The sequence below is a fragment of the Knoellia sp. p5-6-4 genome (assembly GCF_029222705.1).
Taxonomy (GTDB): Bacteria; Actinomycetota; Actinomycetes; order Actinomycetales; family Dermatophilaceae; genus Pedococcus_A.
Genome location: NZ_JARGZF010000001.1, coordinates 1748907 through 1764624 on the forward strand (window position 1 = coordinate 1748907; position 15718 = coordinate 1764624).

The following is a 15718-nucleotide window of genomic DNA, read 5'->3' on the forward strand; positions in this document are numbered from 1 at the left end:
TCGATCTCCTTCGTGTGCGAGTGGGGCAGGTCAGCGGACCAGGACGTCCGGGCGGCTGCGGCCGCCGACTTGCAGGGACGGCCAGTCGGGGTCGTGCACGAGCACCTCGGGGCCGTCGGCCCGCACGACAGCGGTGTCCTCGACCTTGAGTCCGTCGGCGCTCGGGTTCCAGGCCACGACCGACCCGGTGGCGAGCTCGTCGTCCGACCCGGCGTGGGCGGGGAAGTCGCGCGGCGTGAAGCCGGACAGCCCGCCCTGGTGGTGGTGGTGCCACTCGTCCGCGGCGAAGCCGTGGTCCGCGTATGCCGCGGTGCCGGCGGAGAACGCCTCGCCGAGCCGGGTGCCGGGTCGGCTGGCGTCGAGGAACGCGCGCTCGACCTCGAGGAGGCCGCGGTAGCTGTCGTGCCGCTCGGCGTCGAGGCGGCCGAAGGCGACGACGCGGGTCACGCTGGCGATGAGCCCGTGCCGACGGGCGCAGCAGACGAGCATCGCCCGCTCCCCGACCGGGGCGTCCGTCGGGAGCGGGTGGCGGTGCACGCCGGGGCGCTCACCGCCGCCGACCATGAGCACGACCGGGTCAAGGCCCGCGGCGAGCAGCTCAGCCGCGAAGGTGCCCGCGGCGGCATACTCGCTCACCCGGGGCGTGAGCCGGAGCGCGGCACGGGTGGCCGCAGCGGCAGCGTCGCGGCTGACCTCGGCGAGCAGGCCCTGCTGGCGGTCGTCGAGGACGCGCCGGAGGGCGGTGACCGCCGCGGAGACGTCCACCGACCCACCGGCCGGCCGGTCGACGCCCACACCCGGCCCAGACGGCAGCCACTCGTCGCGCGGGGTCCACCACGGGACGACGTCCCACTCGACCGGCAGGTCCGCGAGCTCGGTGTCGCGCAGGCGGGGCGCCTCGATGGCGTTGCACACCACGCGCAGGGCCGGTTCGTCACCACCGAGGTCGACCACCACGTCGAGGCAGGCGCTCTCCAGGGTCTGCGGCACGTGCACCCGGGCCTCGAGCAGCCACGCGAGGGTGGCGGGCTCGCGCAGCACGAGTCGGTCCACGCCGGCGTCGCGCGCCACGCCGGTGAGGGCGGTGAGCCGGCGAGCCAGTGCCGCCTCGCGGGTGTCGGCCACGGCTGCATCAGCCATGCCGCACCACGCCCGCCACCGGCTGGGTCCCCTCGGCAGCGACCTCGTCGCCGCTGATCCGGACCCTGGTCTCGGAGCCGTCGAAACCGGTCACGGTGACGGCGAGGTCGTCGGGACCGCCGTAGACGTGCAGGGTCCACGGCCGGCCGACCAGGTCGTCGGTGCGCCCGACCGAGTCGTCGACGTCGACGCGGGGGATGACGGCCCCGTCGCGGACGAGCACCGGCATCGTGTCCAGGCCGGCGACGGCCTCGCGATAGCCGGGTCCCTCGTACAGGGTGCCGTCGAGGAGGTCGTGCCACCGGCCCTCGGGCACGTAGAAGCGCCGGCGGACGGGGGCGGTGCCGTCGTCGAAGACGGGCACCACGAGCAGGTCGGAGCCGACGAGGAACGCGTCGTCGACCGACTGCGCCACGCGGTCGTCGGGGAACTCCAGGCCCAGCGGCCGCATCACCGGCCAGCCGGCGCCGGCGGACTGGTGCGCCACCTGCCAGAGGGTCGGCAGCAGCTCGTAGCGCAGGCGGACCCAGCGCCGGGCCGCCGCGAGCGCGTCGTCGCCGAAGGCCCACGGCTCACGGGGGCGCAGCCCGTGGGCGCGCATCAGCGGGGAGAGGGCGCCCATCTGCGTCCAGCGGACGTAGAGCCCGGGGGTGAGCTCGGGTCCGAAGAAGCCGCCGATGTCGTGGCTCCAGAAGCCCGGTGCGCTCATGGCATACGACAGGCCGCCGCGGACGGTCGCCTGCATGCCCGCCACGGTCGACTCCGCATCCCCGCCCCACTGGCCGGGGTAGCGCTGGGAGCCCGCCCAGCCGCTGCGGCCCCACACGAGCGGCGCGCGCCCGGTGTGGCGGCGGATCGCCTCGCTGACCGCGCCGTTGTAGCGCAGGGGGTAGGTGTTGTGGGCGTGGTTGGCCGGGGTGCCGTCGAAGAGGGCGACGTCATCGGGCAGCGCCTCGCCGAAGTCGGTCTTGAAGACGGCGACGCCGTCGTCGAGGAAGGCCTCGTGCATCCCCTGCCACCAGGCCACCGCGTCGGGGTTGGTGAAGTCGACCAGCGCCCGCATCCGCCCGTCCGGCGTGGGGGTCTTCTGGATGCCGACGAGGCTGCCGTCGGTGCGGCGCACCAGGAAGCCCTTCTCCTCGGCCTCGGCGAAGCGCGGGCTGGCGGGGTCGAGGTAGGGCAGCTCCCACACCGACAGCCGAACCCCCTCCGCGGCGAGGGCCTCGACGAACTCGCGGCGGTCGCCGAAACGGGACTCGTTCCAGATGAAGTCGCAGTTGAGCCGGTCCACCACGAGCCAGTCGGGGTCGCAGTGCAGCACGTCGACGGGCACGCCCTGCTGGTGCATCGTCCGCGCGACCTCGAGCATCTCCTCACGGGAGTGGTAGCGGCAGCGCCCCATCCAGTAGCCGAACGCCCACAGGGGCGGCACCTCCGGCCGCCCGGTGAGGGCGGTGTATGCCGTGAGCCGCTCCTTGGGTGCGCCACCGCCGATGAGGTAGAGGTCGACGGCCTCGTCCGCGACCGTCAGGCCGAGCACCGACGGACGCGTGTGGCCGACGTCGGCCGTGACGACCGCACCGGTGTTGAGGAACCCGGTGTACCCGGTGGTCGAGTGCCACACCGGGACCGGCTTGTAGGACAGGCCCGTGCCGGTGCCACAGGCGTCCTCGCTGCGCAGGGTGAGGCGCTGCCCGTTCTTGACCAGGCGGGAGAACTGCTCCCCGAAACCCAGCACGTCCTCGTCAGTGCCGAGCTCGAGGTTCAGCGCGAGGCCGTCAGCGTCGGCGAGTGCGGTGGGGGCCATCATCAGGCCGGCGACCTGCCGGAGTCGGTGGGCCGAGCGCAGCAGCACCGCGCCGGTCGCGTCGTCCTCGAGCGTCAGCGTGAAGGGAGCCCGCCCGACACGCAGCCGCAGCGAGCCGCTGCGCACGACGACCTCCTCGACGCCCTCCTCCACGACGGGCGCCGCAGGTGCCGGGGCGGGGTCGGTGACGATGCCCAGCCAGGTGCCGTCGTCACCGAGCACGCCGTGCCCGGCCGGTGCGAGGGTGACGCGCAGGACGGCCGGTGCGGGTGCGGTGACCCGCAGCTCGTAGGCGGTCACGTCTGTCGGGGGCAGCTCGAGGTCGGGCAGGTTCGGCATCTCGACCTCGACGCCCTGCTCGAGCAGCGGCTCGCCGGTCAGCCAGCCCGGCATGACGCCGAGCTGCACCCCGGGCAGCGCGTCGACCGTGAGGACGGCGGCATCGGTCTCGCTGCGCACACTCGTGACGCGGCGCAGCAGGAGGGTGTCGGACACGGCGGCTATCCCTTCACCGAGCCGGCCGTGATGCCGGCCACGAAGTAGCGCTGCAGGAACACGTAGGCGAGCACGATCGGCGCCGAGGCCACGACCACGCCGGTGAACAGCAGCGGGAAGTCGGTCAGGAACTCGCCCTGGAACGACAGCAGCGCCACGGGGAGGGTCTGCTTCGACGGCTCCTGGATGAACAGCAGCGGGTACAGCAGGTCGTTCCAGTGCATGACGAACAGGAAGATCGCGGTCGCCGCGAGCGAGGGCACCGACAGCGGCAGCACGATCGAGCGGTAAGTGCGCCACGGCCCCGACCCGTCGATCGCCGTGGCCTCGAACATCTCCCGCGGCAGGGTCTTGAGGAACCCGGTCATGATGAACACCGCGATCGGCAGGGTCACGACGATGTTGACGAGCACGAGCCCGACGAGGCTGTTGGTCAGGCCGAGCAGGTCGAAGAGCACGTACTGCGGGATCATGTTCGCCTGGGCCGGCACCGCCATCCCGAGGATGAGGAAGCCGTAGACCAGGCCCCCCTTCCACCCGGGGATCCGCGCGATGCCGTAGGCGGCCAGGCTGCCGACGAAGAGCGTCAGCGGCACCGAGCAGGCGGTGACGATGGCGCTGTTGCGGAACGCCACCCCGAGGCCCGCCTCACCGAGGACGGCGCGGTAGTTGGCGGTGTCGAGCGAGGACGGCGGGCCGAACGGCGAGGCGAACAGCTCCTGCGTCGTCTTGAAGCTGCCGGCCACCACGACGACCAGCGGGACGAGCACCAGCAGGGCGTAGACGAGGAGCACGGTGCGGCGTGTGAGGGAGTAGGTCATGGCGGTCCTCCTAGGCCGCGCCCTGCGACAGGCGCACTGCCCGTCGCTGGAGCCAGGTGACGAGGGCGATCACGAGCATGAAGACGATCGACTCCGCCGCTGCGTAGCCGAACTCCGAGTTGGCGAAGCCGGCGTAGATGCGGGTGGAGAGGATGTCGAGGGAGGGCTTGGGCGGGTTGCCGCCGAGCCCGAGGATGAGGTCGAAGGCCTTGAAGCTCTGCACCGTCGTGTAGGCGATGACGATCGCGGTCGCCGGAGCGACCATCGGCCAGGTGACGTGCCGGAAGAGCTGCCACCGGGACGCGCCGTCGACCTCGGCCGACTCGTAGAGCTCGGCGGGGATCTGCTGGAGGCCGGCGACGTAGATGACCATCATCTGACCGACGTGGAACCACACCTGCGTGGCTGCGACGAAGTAGATGGCCTTGCTGTCGTCGCCGAGGTAGGAGCTCTTGAGGCCATCGAGGCCGACCGCGCCCAGCACGCCGTTGGCCAGGCCGTAGTTCGGGTCGTAGACGAACTTCCAGATGAAGGCCACCGACACCGAGCTGAGGATCGTGGGGAAGAAGTAGACCGAGCGGAGGAAGACCGACGACCTGGTGTTCTTCACGAGGAAGACGGCCAGCATCAGCGACAGCAGGGTCTGGAAGACCACCACCACGAGCATGAACTTGATGTTGTTGAACAGGGCGTTGTGGAAGAGGCTGTCGGCGGTGGCGATGGTGGTGAAGTTCGAGACCCCGACGTCGTTGTAGTCCGCGCTGAAGCCGTCCCAGTCCGTGACGGCGTAGCGCACCGCCTCGATGGTGGGGATCGCGAAGAACACGACGTAGAGCGCCAGCGCCGGCAGGGGGAAGAGGAACAGCGCCGGGTGGGGACGGTCCACCCGGGACGGGCGACGAGGCCCGAACCCGATGCGGGTCCGCGGCGGCCGGGCCGACGTGGCGGACTGGTCCGGCGTACGGCTCCGCTGCGACGTGAGGGTCATGACCGCCTCCGCTGGTCGACGACCCGCTGCGCGGCCTCCGCTGCCTGCTCCGGGTCCTTGCCGCCGAGCACCTCGGTGCAGGCGTTCTCGACGGCCGCGCGCAGGTCGAGGTCGTTGAACTGGAACCGCGGCGCGAGCAGGGTGTTCCTGGTCAGCCAGGGCTCGGTGGCCTTGAGGTCCGGGCTGGTGTACTCCACTCCCGTGAGGGTGAGGTGCTGGCCGGTGCCGTTGGCGTAGTCCGACGCGACCTCGGGCCTCGAGAGGTACTCCACGAACTTCAGGGCCGCCTCCTGCTTCTTCGAGGCGGCGTTGACGCCGAGGATGAACGTCGCGTTGTGGATGCCGACGTACTTCACCTTGTCCTTCGACACGGTGATGGGTGCGATGAGGTCGATGGGGAACTTCGCCCCCAGCTTGCGCACCGGAGCCATGTGGAACGAGCCGGTGGCGAGCATGGCCGCCTTGCCGGTGGCGAACATCTGCTGCAGCGGTTCCGAGGTGGTGCCGGTGGCCTTCGGCTCGACGAAGGGCCGCAGCTGGGCGTACTGCTTCAAGGTGGTGATGAACCAGTCGTCGGTGACCTTGGCCTTGCCCGCCTCGATGTCGGCGCAGCTGGTGTCGTTCGGCTGGTTGTTCATGACCATCGAGTTGAAGAGCTGGCCGGCGTTGGCGGGCTCGCCGCCCGGCCAGGCCAGTGGGACGACACCTCGGCCCTTGAGCTGCTCGCAGAGGGCGAGGAAGCCGTCCCAGTCCTGCGGGATCTCACTGGCGCCGGCCCTCTCGAAGAGGTCGACGTTGAAGATCGGCATGTTGAACACGAGCTGGTAGGGCAGGCCGAGCTGGCGTCCGTTGGCGTCCTTGCCGCCCCGCGCCATCTTGGGCAGGTAGCCGTCGGCGAAGGTCTGGGCGCTCAGGTCGAGGAAGAGACCTGCCTTGGCCATGTCGACGAACTGCGCCCCGCGGAAGGCCGTGAAGGCGTCACCGATCGCGCCGCCCTTGATCTTCTGCAGCGCGGTGCTCTGGTAGTCGTTCGAGGGCGAGATGTCCTGGCGGACGGTCGTGCCGGGGTTGGCCTTCGAGAAGCCGGCGATGATCTTGTCGAAGACGGCCTTGTCCTCGGCCCGCCAGTGCGCGAACGACAGGTCGCCGGAGACCTTCGCGGTGCCGATGGGTGCCGGCGCCGTGGCCTGGCTGGCCGGCCCACGCGACCCGCCCCTCACCGTGCCGGGACCGGCGCAGGCGGCCGCCGCTGCTCCCGCGCTCAGGATGGCGGCCCCGCGCAGGATCTGCCGCCGACCGAAGACTGCTCTGCTCTGCTCTGGTGTCATGATGCGCTCCTTTGCGTCACGAACCTGCCGGGAGGGGGCAGGTCACCACTCGACGACGGGTATGCCGAGCTGGTCGGCGGCGGTGCGAAGTGCCGGCCGGACGTCCGTCCAGGCGAGGACGGTGTGGTGGGGGAAGCCGCCGGTGACCAGCCCCTGCACGAACGCCGCGGCGTCGGTGTCGAGGCGGACGGCGGCGGTGTTGCCCTGGAACCGGTTGGGCTCCGGGACGGACTCGCCCGAGGCGATGAGCAGCCGCAGGCCGCCCGTGCCGGGCTCCTCGGTGAGCCTGGCCATCACGACCGGTCCGGTCTTGAGGGGAAAGTTGCCCGCGACGCCGATCTTGCGGTTGCAGTGCACGGACTGGGTCGCCTCGGCGGGGTCGGCCGCGAGAGCGGTGGCCGCGGCGCCGCAGTGCCACAGGCGCACGAGGTTGGCCTCGCTGTCGAGGTCCACGGTGTCCACGAGGTAGGTCGTCCCGGCACCGAGGGCTTCGAGGAGCATCATCGTGACGGCGCCGTAGACGTCTCGTTCACACGCGGTCGGCGTGCCGGCGTCGGCCAGCCGCGAGAGCGAGGAGCAGGGGCACACTCCGAGCGAGGTGGGGAACTCGGGCCAGCAGCGGATCGCCATGCCGGACAGGTCTGCGTCGTCGCGCCAGGAGCGCATCGCGGAGGTCACGGAGGCCGAAAGCTCGACGTGCTCGTCGTCGACGTCGGCCAGGCTCGGCTGCGCGGCCAGGGCCGACGCGCGCTCGGAGTCGCGCGCGGCTTCGGGCACGGAGGCGACCTTGCCGAACATGTCGTCGACCGAGATCTGCTCGACCTCGATGCCGAGGAGCTTCTCGAGCAGGGCGCCGTCGTAGTGGCTGGGGGTGAAACCGGGGGGTGCCTCGCCGACGAGGCCGAGGCGGCGCCCCTGGAGCGTGGCCAGGGCGGCCCGCACGGGCTCGAGCTCGCCGCGGTCGCGCTGCTCGGCAGGCAGGGCTGGGACCACGGGGAGGTCGCCTGCCAGGGCCCGAGCAAGGGCCTCGCGGACCGCCGGCTCGCTGGGGTCGCCGTGGAGGAGCCTGGGCGTGCGACCCGCGTGCACCACCAGCGCGTGGCCGAAGAGGTTGGCCCCGCACATGCTGTTCAGCCAGAGCCGGTCGCCGACGGGGCCCGGCTCGCGGAAGGACCACAGCAGCACGGGCTGGTCGAGCTCGCTGTAGAGGCGCAGCGCCGGGCTCGCGTCGGAGAAGGAGGCGCACACGTTGACCACCAGGTCGGCGTCGGCCAACGGCAGCTCAGCCGCCGCCTCCAGGTCCTCCGGCGTCATGACGAGGTCGGCGGGTCCGGTCACCTCGGCGCCGAGCTCCTCGAGGAGCAGCCGCGCCTCGGCGGCCCGCTCACGGGCGACATCGACGGCGAAGGTCGGCCGGGCGGTGGGGACGAGCACCACCTTGGGGCGACGGGTGCTCATCGGGCCACCCCCGCGTCGACGAGCTCGGCCAGACGCTGGAGCCGGGGGACGGAGACCTCGCGGAGGTCCCTCTCCACGTCGTCGCTGCCGATGACCGAGGCCCACACGGCCCGGCCGGCGAGGAAGCCCGAGGCGCCCTCGGCGCAGGCGAGCTCCACGGCGCGGGGGAAGAGCTCGGCAGGCACGCCGGAGGAGAGCACGACCCACGGCGAGGACACGGCCTCGGTGATCTGGGCGCAGCGGCGGCGGATCTCCGCCTCCTCGCCCTGCCCCTTCAGCGGCACCTCCGCCTTGTACAGGTCGGCGCCGAGGTCGCCGAGCTCGCGGGCCGCCTCGATGACGCAGGCGTCCCAGTCCCAGTCCCGGCCGTCACGCGGCGCCTTGGCGACCGGCTCGATGATGCTGACCAGGCCGGCATCGTGGCAGCGCGCCACGAACCGGCGCACCATGTCCACCCGCACGGCCGGGTCGTCGTCGGGACGGTGGATGACGAGCAGCTTCATCGCGACGGCTCCCTGGCCGCGCACCTGCGCGGGGTCGACCGCCTCGTCGATGACGACGTCGGTCACGAACTCGCCGTTGCCGGCGATGAAGTGGTCGGCGGCGGCGATGAGCCCACAGGAGGGGTCGACCGCGGCGGCCTCGACCACGGCATCGAAGGCGAACTGCTTGTCCACGAGGACGGCAGACGCGTAGGGGCTGAGGATGCGGGTGGCGGCCACCTTGAAGTGGCGCAGCTGCTCGTCGGTCACCGGGGTGTCCTGGTGCTCGGCGAACATGGCCCGCATGGCCTCGCGCTGGTCGACGGCGAGCATGGCGAAGCCGCCGCTCGGTCTTGCCAGTTGCGCCAGTCCGGTGGTGGCGGGGGCAGGGGTGCTGCTGGTCACGGTGGTCTCCTTGGCTTGGCTGGAGTCGTCAGGTCAGGGGCGCCGGCGTGCCCATGAGGGCCTCGACGCGTTCGTGGCTGGGGATGGCCGACCGGCCGTCGAGCCCCTGGCAGGACAGGGCGGCGGTCGTGTTGGCGTAGTGGAGAGCGGCCTCGAGGCCGAGTCCGCGGACGTGGGCGGCGAGCAGTGCGCCGTGGAAGACGTCTCCGGCGCCCAGCGTGCTCACGACGTCGACGGCGACCGCTGGCGCGTGGGCCCGCTCACCGGAGGCGTCGGCGCCGTAGGAGCCGCGGCTGCCGTCGGTGGCCACGACCCGCTGGGCCCCCCCGTCCAGCGCCGCCGAGAGCAGCGCCGCGGGCTCCAGCGGCCCGTGGACCGTGCGGAGCGCCTCGAGGGACGGCGCGAAGAGGTCGACGCCGGCGGGGGTGAACCCCGCGACGGGGTAGCCCAGGTCGACCGAGAGACGGGGGCCGGAGCCGGCGGGCACGGCGGCACGCACCGGACCCCAGCCGACGTGGTCGGTGTGGACCCAGTCGGCGCCGTCCACAGCGGCCGCCACGACGACCGGGTCGAGCGCCGGGCCGGGACGGGCGCAGATGGCCCGGGTGCCGCGACCGTGGTCGACGACGATGACGCTGGCGCCCGAGCGGGTGCCCCGCGCCACCGTGATGCCGGAGACGTCGACCCCCTCCTCCTCGAGCCCCTCGACGATCCGCCGGCCGTCGGTGTCGTCGCCCACGGTGCCGACGAAGGCGGCCGGCACGCCGAGTCGGGCTGCGGCGACCGCGGCCGTCGCGGCGGGCCCGCCACCGGCAAACACCAGCTCGTCGGCGACGACGCGCTCGTCGGGGTGGGGGAAGGACGGCACGAGGGCGATGGAGTCGACGGTCGCCGCTCCGACGAAGAGCACCTTCGGCTGGCCGTGGCCCATTGACATCTCCTTCGACGTCCCGCTGCGTGGTTGCGACCACACTAACGACGAATGTTGGAAAGTCAACACTTGATGTGAACTATCCTTCGAGGAGGCAGGATGACAGGGGCGGCAACAGAGCAGCCCTGGCGCAGCAGGGGCAAAGGAGCAGGCGTGGGACAGGAAGCGATGCGCTACGACAGCGCACCGGCACGGCGGCGCATGATCATGGAGGCGCTGCGCGAGGCCGGGTTCATCTCGGTCACCGACCTGACCCACCGGCTCGGCGTCTCTGACATGACGATCCGACGAGACCTGCGCAAGCTCGAGCAGCACGGCGAGGTCCGGGTGGTGCACGGTGGCGTCAGCGCCCTGCACGGCCCCCTGCAGAACCCCGCCTTCGTGAGCCGGGCGAACATCGACGCCGAGGCGAAGAAGGCGATCGCCGAGACCGCCAAGGCCCTCATCGGCCCGACCGACACCATCGCGGTCGACGCCGGCACCACGGCATACGCGCTGGCCCAGGCGATCCCCGAGGACTTCCGGGGCACCGTCGTCACCCACTCCATCCCCGTCATCCAGCTCATGCTCAACCGCGGGCTCGGCCGGGTGGTCGGCCTGGGCGGGGAGCTCCTGGTGGAGAGCCAGGCGTTCGCGGGGCAGATGACCGTCGAGGCCGCGTCCGGACTGCGAGTCCGCACGCTCTTCCTCGGGGCGGCCGCGGTGGACACCCGAGGGGTCTACGTGGCCACTGACACCGAGCGCCCGACCAAGCTGGCGCTCATGGACATCGCCGACGAGGTCGTGCTCCTGGCCGACCACGGGAAGTTCGCCAGCTCGGCACCGGTGCTGCTGTGCTCGCACGAGCGGGTCGACACCCTCGTCACCGACGTCGCCCCGCCGAGCGTGATCAGCCGGCACCTGGAGAAGACGGGCACCGCGATCGTGGTGGCCGGCGACCGCCAGCGCCGCGACGCGTAGTCCCAGCGCGCCGATCCCTCTTGACACGAGTCACCAAAGCCCCAACCATGCTCCGAGGTGACACGTGTCACCAATCACCTCAACGGGGAGGGGCCTCCATGCCTCAGCACGTCCAGCGACTCCTGCGCGCCCTGGTTCCACGGCGTCCGTCCGACCGGGGCGCCGTGCGCGGACGCGGCGCCTTTCGCGCGCGGGGGCTCGCCCTGGTCGCGGTGATCGCGACGGCCACGGCCACGCTGACGACCGGCGCTGCCACCGCCGTGCCGTCGTCCGCGCCCAGCCTCGACGCTCCGGACCTCGGCAGCTCGGTGACCGTCTTCGACCCGAGCATGCCGGTGGCACAGATCCAGGCCGAGCTCGACAGGGCCTGGGCCAAGCAGGTCGACAACGAGATGGGCAGCGCCCGCTACGCGTTCCTCTTCAAGCCCGGTACCTACGGCACCGAGGCGAACCCGTTGCAGGTCAAGGTCGGCTACTACACCGAGATCGCCGGCCTGGGGGCGTCCCCGACCGACGTCACGATCAACGGAAAGGTCGAGGTCTACAACCGCTGCCTCGCCGACGGCGGCACCAGCAACTGCATCGCGCTCAACAACTTCTGGCGGACCCTGTCGAACCTGTCGCTGCGCGTCAACGGCGCCGGCCAGGACGGGTGCCGCGCCTCGGCAGAGTTCTGGGCCGTCTCCCAGGCCGTGTCCATGCGCCGGCTCGACATCAGTGGGGCGAACCTGTCGCTCATGGACTACTGCACCGCCGGCCCGCAGTACGCCAGCGGCGGCTTCATCGCCGACTCGCGGATGCCGTTCGTCATCAACGGCTCGCAGCAGCAGTGGCTGACCCGCAACAGCGAGGTCGGCGGTTGGAGCAACGCGGTCTGGAACGCCACCTTCTCCGGCGTCGTCGGCGCGCCGACGGAGGCCGCCTTCCCCGACCCGGCCTACACCACGCTGGACGAGACCCCCGTGAGCCGGGAGAAGCCGTTCCTCTTCGTGGACGACCAGGGCCGGTATGCCGTGCGCGTGCCCGCCGCGCAGCGCAACAGCCGGGGCGTCACGTGGGCCGACGGCATGACCGCAGGACGCACGATCCCCCTGAGCGAGTTCTTCGTCGCCCGGCCCGGCGCGTCGGTGCAGGAGATGAACAACCACCTCGCCCGGGGCCGGCACCTTCTGCTCACCCCCGGTGTCTACGACATCGACCGGACGATCGAGGTGAAGCGTCCCGACACCGTCGTGCTGGGCCTGGGCCACGCGACGCTCACCGCGGTCGGTGGCGCGGTGCCGCTCGAGGTCACGGACGTGCCGGGCGTCGTCGTCGCCGGCCTCACGGTCGACGCGGGCACGGTGGAGTCACCCGCCCTGCTGCGCATCGGCCCCAAGAACGGCAACGACGGGGCGTCGAAGGATGCCGCCGCGAACCCGACCACCCTCTCCGACGTGTACTTCCGCGTCGGAGGACCGCACGTCGGCAAGACGGACCTCGCCCTCGAGGTCAACAGCGACGACGTCCTCGTCGACCACACCTGGGTGTGGCGGGCCGACCACGGCACGGAGGGCTTCACCGAGGGGGTCAACGGTGACACCGACCGCTGGCGGACCAACATCGGGCGCACCGGCGTGGTCGTCAACGGTGACGACGTGACGGCAACGGGTCTCTTCGTCGAGCACTTCCAGCAGCACAACGTCATCTGGAACGGGGAGCGGGGCACCACCGTCTTCTTCCAGAACGAGCTGCCCTACGACCCGCCGACCCAGGCGGACTGGGACCACGACGGCATCCGGGGCTGGGCGGCATACAAGGTCGCGGACGACGTCAAGGACCACCGCCTGTATGCCGGCGGCGTCTACGTCTTCAACCAGAACAACCCGTCGATCCACACCGAGAACGGTTTCGAGGTGCCGCAGACCCCCGGTGTCGCCCTGCACCACATCCTCACGGTCAACCTGGGCGCGGGCACCATCGACCACGTCGTGAACGGTCTGGGCGGTCCGGCGGACACGACCCGGGTGGGTCTGCCGGTCTACGTCGTGGACTACCCGGCCCCGTAACTGCCGACGAGGTGGGTCGGGCGCCTGGCGCGACCCGGCCCACCTCTCGCTTTCGCCCTGCCTAGGCCGACTCGCGGACGACCACGTCGAGCAGGTCGCCCGACGGGGGCGGTGGCGCGGCGCTGCCGCCCTCGAGCCCGGCGACGACCACCGCGGCGAGGTGGCGCGCCTGCTCGCCCAGGGACTGCGAGACGGTGGTGAGCGGCGGGACGGTGAACTGGGCGGCCGGGACGTCGTCGACGCCGATCACCGCCAGGTCGTCCGGGACGCGCAGGCCCTCTGCCCGCAGACCGGCGAGGACCGCGATGGCCACGTCGTCATTGTAGGCGGCGACGGCGCTGACCTGTGGGCTGTGCCCTCGCCAGCCGCGGACGGCAGCGACGGCCGAGTCCATGGTCAGGTCCACCGGCTCCACGACCGGCGCGGGAAGCCCAGCCTCCTCGCACGCCTCCCGCACACCCTCCAGGCGCAGCTCGACGAACTCCCCGACCCGCGGGTCGGTTGCGGCGGCATAGCCGATCACTCGGTGACCCGAGAGGTGGAGGTGCCCGGCCTGGAGACGCCCGATGGCCCGCTGCGACGCCGAGAAGGCCCCGGTCGCGCCGGGTTCGTCGTCGAGCAGCGTGCCCAGCACCTGTATGCCGGCGCGTTGCATGGCTTCGCGGTCCTCCCGCGTGAACGCTGTGAAGCCGACCACGGCACGCGGGGTCACCGCGCGCCACAGCTCGCTGAGGGGTCGGCCGCCTCGCACGTGGTGCACGAGCAGGGAGAGCCCACGCTCGGCCAGCTCGCCGGCGAGGTGGTCGAGCAGGGTGTCGACCGCCGGTCCGAGGGGCCAGTCGGGCAGGACGTAGAGCACGAGGTCGCTGCGCCCGGTGCGCAGGGCGCGCGCCGCTGCCGACGGCGTGTAGCCCAGGCGCTCGGCCGAGGCGCGCACGCGGGCTCGGGTCTCCTGCGAGATGGCCGCGCCGGGGGTGTCGTTGAGGACGTAGCTGACCGTGGTCCGTGAGACACCGCTGTCACGCGCGACGTCCGCGCTGGTGACGTTGCGCAACCGATCTCCTCGAGACGCTGAAGGACTACTTCTCCGGGCAGCGTACTGAGGCGATCGGGGCCCGGCGCTGTTTCCCGGGTATGCCGCGTGGAGGCGCGCGTACGTCTTCCCTTCGCGTGCGCAAGGAGGGACTCCGCCGTCCTCGCTCCGCTGCGGCGGCTCCCAAATCCACATGCCTGATGAACGAGAAAGACCCCGACGAAAAGCGTGTCGGGGTCTTTCTCGTTCAGTGCGCAAGGGGGGATTTGAACCCCCACGCCCGTAAGGACACTGCCACCTGAAGACAGCGCGTCTGCCGTTCCGCCACTTGCGCGTGGACGCCCCATTATGGCCACAGGGCCCCGGATCACCAAACCGGGACCAAGCGCCCGGACCGGCCCGACGACCAGCACGGATCCGGCCCGGGCTCGCCGATAGCACAATCCCCAGTTCTGGCCGTTACCATCGGTCAGTCCATCAGCGAAGGGAGGCCGGGCAGTGGGTCTGTTCGACCGGGTCGAGCAACGCCTCGAGCGTGCCGTCAATGGTGCCTTCGCGCGTGCGTTCAAGTCCGAGGTGCAGCCGGTCGAGATCGCGAGCGCGATCCGCCGGGCCATGGACGACCGCGCCGCCGTGGTGGGCCACGGCCGGACCTTCGTGCCCAACCTGTTCACCGTCGAGCTGAGCGAGACCGACTACGAGCGGCTCTCCGCCTACGACGAGGAGCTCGAGCGCGAGCTCATCGCGGCGGCCCAGGAGCACGCCGAGTCACAGCGCTACCAGCCGGGCGGGCCACTGCAGGTGATGTTCTCCCCGGCCGACGACCTCGAGACGGGTGTCTTCCGCCTGCGCACCTCGACCGCCCGCCACACCGGCACCACGGGCACCCACCAGCCGGCGCCACCGGCGCCGCAGCCGGCACCCCGGCAGACCCCCGTCGACGACGACGGGCTCGAGGCCACGCAGCGCCAGGCCCCCGTGGCGCCGCCGCAGGCCCCACGGCGGGTCAACCCTGCCGACCGTCCGTGGCTCGACGTCGATGGCGAGCGCTACCCGCTGATGGGCGCCATGACCGTGCTCGGCCGTGACGACAGCGCCGACATCGTGCTCGACGACCCGGGCATCTCGCGCCGCCACAGCGAGATCCGGGTCACCACGGACGGACCGCACCTGGTCGCCAGCATCCGCGACCTCAACTCGACGAACGGCACGTTCGTCAACAGCGAGCGCATCAGCAGCCAACGCCTGGCGGACGGGGACCGGATCACCGTCGGGCGGACCACTGTCACCTACCGCGCCGGTCGGCGGTGATCGCACCGTATGAGTGAACTCACCCTCACGATCATCCGCCTGGGTCTGCTCATCCTCCTGTGGGTCTTCGTCTTCAGCGTCGTCGGCGTGCTCCGGGGCGACCTCTACGGCACCCGCGTCGTCAGCCGCCTGCCCGGCCGCCGCTCCGGTGACCGCGCCGCCAAGCCCGCGAAGCCGAAGCCCTCGCCCCAGAAGAAGCCGCGCCGCGGCAGCCGGGTGCCGCACTCGCTGACCGTCACCGAAGGTCCGTTGGCGGGCACCAGCCTGCGCCTGCGCGAGTCGGGCACGCTGATCGGCCGCAACCCCGAGTGCGCCCTCGTGCTCGACGACGACTTCGCCTCCGGCCGGCACGCCCGCATCTTCGAGCGTGACGGCCAGTGGTTCGTCGAGGACCTCGGCTCCACCAACGGAACCTTCCTGGGCACCGAGCGACTCAGCGAGCCGGCTCCGGTCGCGGTCGGCAGCGTGCTGCGCGTCGGCAGGACCGTCGTCGAGCTGCGGAACTGACGGG

The 15718-nt window shown here is 71.8% G+C and carries 13 protein-coding genes and 1 tRNA gene; 4 read left to right on the forward strand and 10 right to left on the reverse strand.

The features are described from left to right. Nucleotides 1-30: 30 nt before the first annotated feature. The 8 genes from P2F65_RS08525 to P2F65_RS08560 are packed head-to-tail and all read right to left on the reverse strand — an operon-like array spanning nt 31 to nt 9855. The gene (locus tag P2F65_RS08525) at nt 31-1140 is read right to left on the reverse strand and encodes a M24 family metallopeptidase (RefSeq protein WP_275806036.1); all 1110 of its coding nucleotides are present in this window, start codon (nt 1138-1140) and stop codon (nt 31-33) included. After that, nucleotides 1133-3442 (reverse strand): glycoside hydrolase family 31 protein, encoded by a 2310-nt coding sequence (locus P2F65_RS08530; protein ID WP_275806037.1) that lies wholly within the window; start codon nt 3440-3442, stop codon nt 1133-1135. The genes P2F65_RS08525 and P2F65_RS08530 overlap by 8 nt, the downstream gene beginning before the upstream one ends. Nucleotides 3443-3447: 5 nt before the next feature. Then, nucleotides 3448-4263 carry a carbohydrate ABC transporter permease gene (locus P2F65_RS08535; RefSeq protein ID WP_275806038.1) on the reverse strand — a complete coding sequence of 272 codons (816 nt, stop codon included), beginning with the start codon at nt 4261-4263 and terminating at the stop codon, nt 3448-3450. A gap of 10 nt (nt 4264-4273) precedes the next feature. Then, nucleotides 4274-5251, reverse strand: a complete 978-nt coding sequence (locus tag P2F65_RS08540; RefSeq protein ID WP_275806039.1) for a sugar ABC transporter permease — start codon at nt 5249-5251, stop codon at nt 4274-4276. Next, a complete protein-coding gene (locus P2F65_RS08545; RefSeq protein ID WP_275806040.1) occupies nt 5248-6579 on the reverse strand; it encodes an extracellular solute-binding protein in 1332 nt (443 codons plus the stop codon). Before P2F65_RS08545 ends, P2F65_RS08540 begins: the two co-directional genes overlap by 4 nt. A 42-nt stretch (nt 6580-6621) precedes the next feature. Then, on the reverse strand, nt 6622-8037 hold the full coding sequence (locus P2F65_RS08550; protein WP_275806041.1) for a hypothetical protein: 1416 nt from the start codon (nt 8035-8037) through the stop codon (nt 6622-6624). Continuing rightward, on the reverse strand, nt 8034-8924 hold the full coding sequence (locus tag P2F65_RS08555) for an aldolase (RefSeq protein ID WP_275806042.1): 891 nt from the start codon (nt 8922-8924) through the stop codon (nt 8034-8036). The genes P2F65_RS08550 and P2F65_RS08555 overlap by 4 nt, the downstream gene beginning before the upstream one ends. Nucleotides 8925-8952: 28 nt before the next feature. Then, the gene (locus P2F65_RS08560) at nt 8953-9855 is read right to left on the reverse strand and encodes a PfkB family carbohydrate kinase (RefSeq protein WP_275806043.1); all 903 of its coding nucleotides are present in this window, start codon (nt 9853-9855) and stop codon (nt 8953-8955) included. A 153-nt stretch (nt 9856-10008) separates the two neighbouring features. Between P2F65_RS08560 and P2F65_RS08565 the strand changes: the two genes are divergently transcribed. Continuing rightward, nucleotides 10009-10815: a DeoR/GlpR family DNA-binding transcription regulator gene (locus P2F65_RS08565; RefSeq protein ID WP_275806044.1), complete on the forward strand. Its 807-nt coding sequence runs from the start codon at nt 10009-10011 to the stop codon at nt 10813-10815. Between the two features lie 98 nt (nt 10816-10913). After that, a complete protein-coding gene (locus P2F65_RS08570) occupies nt 10914-12863 on the forward strand; it encodes an adenylyl cyclase (RefSeq protein WP_275806045.1) in 1950 nt (649 codons plus the stop codon). A 61-nt stretch (nt 12864-12924) separates the two neighbouring features. Here P2F65_RS08570 and P2F65_RS08575 read toward each other — a convergent pair whose 3' ends face one another. Then, a complete protein-coding gene (locus P2F65_RS08575; RefSeq protein WP_275806046.1) occupies nt 12925-13917 on the reverse strand; it encodes a LacI family DNA-binding transcriptional regulator in 993 nt (330 codons plus the stop codon). A gap of 230 nt (nt 13918-14147) precedes the next feature. Next, a tRNA-Leu gene (locus P2F65_RS08580) sits at nt 14148-14230 on the reverse strand. A 164-nt stretch (nt 14231-14394) separates the two neighbouring features. On the opposite strand from P2F65_RS08580, the gene P2F65_RS08585 reads away from it, so the two are divergent. Both P2F65_RS08585 and P2F65_RS08590 read left to right on the forward strand, forming a co-directional pair. Further along, nucleotides 14395-15207 carry a DUF3662 and FHA domain-containing protein gene (locus tag P2F65_RS08585; protein ID WP_275806047.1) on the forward strand — a complete coding sequence of 271 codons (813 nt, stop codon included), beginning with the start codon at nt 14395-14397 and terminating at the stop codon, nt 15205-15207. 9 nt (nt 15208-15216) lie between these two features. After that, on the forward strand, nt 15217-15714 hold the full coding sequence (locus tag P2F65_RS08590) for an FHA domain-containing protein (RefSeq protein ID WP_275806048.1): 498 nt from the start codon (nt 15217-15219) through the stop codon (nt 15712-15714). The last annotated feature ends 4 nt before the right edge of the window (nt 15715-15718 follow it).

What these genes read in the sequence shown, in the direction of transcription:
- P2F65_RS08560 (WP_275806043.1), bottom strand. Translation starts at nt 9,855, where the DNA reads ATGGGCCACGGCCAGCCGAAGGTGCTCTTCGTCGGAGCGGCGACCGTC.
- P2F65_RS08550 (WP_275806041.1), bottom strand. Translation starts at nt 8,037, where the DNA reads ATGAGCACCCGTCGCCCCAAGGTGGTGCTCGTCCCCACCGCCCGGCCG.
- P2F65_RS08545 (WP_275806040.1), bottom strand. Translation starts at nt 6,579, where the DNA reads ATGACACCAGAGCAGAGCAGAGCAGTCTTCGGTCGGCGGCAGATCCTG.
- P2F65_RS08540 (WP_275806039.1), bottom strand. Translation starts at nt 5,251, where the DNA reads ATGACCCTCACGTCGCAGCGGAGCCGTACGCCGGACCAGTCCGCCACG.
- P2F65_RS08525 (WP_275806036.1), bottom strand. Translation starts at nt 1,140, where the DNA reads ATGGCTGATGCAGCCGTGGCCGACACCCGCGAGGCGGCACTGGCTCGC.
- P2F65_RS08535 (WP_275806038.1), bottom strand. Translation starts at nt 4,263, where the DNA reads ATGACCTACTCCCTCACACGCCGCACCGTGCTCCTCGTCTACGCCCTG.
- P2F65_RS08570 (WP_275806045.1), top strand. Translation starts at nt 10,914, where the DNA reads ATGCCTCAGCACGTCCAGCGACTCCTGCGCGCCCTGGTTCCACGGCGT.
- P2F65_RS08590 (WP_275806048.1), top strand. Translation starts at nt 15,217, where the DNA reads ATGAGTGAACTCACCCTCACGATCATCCGCCTGGGTCTGCTCATCCTC.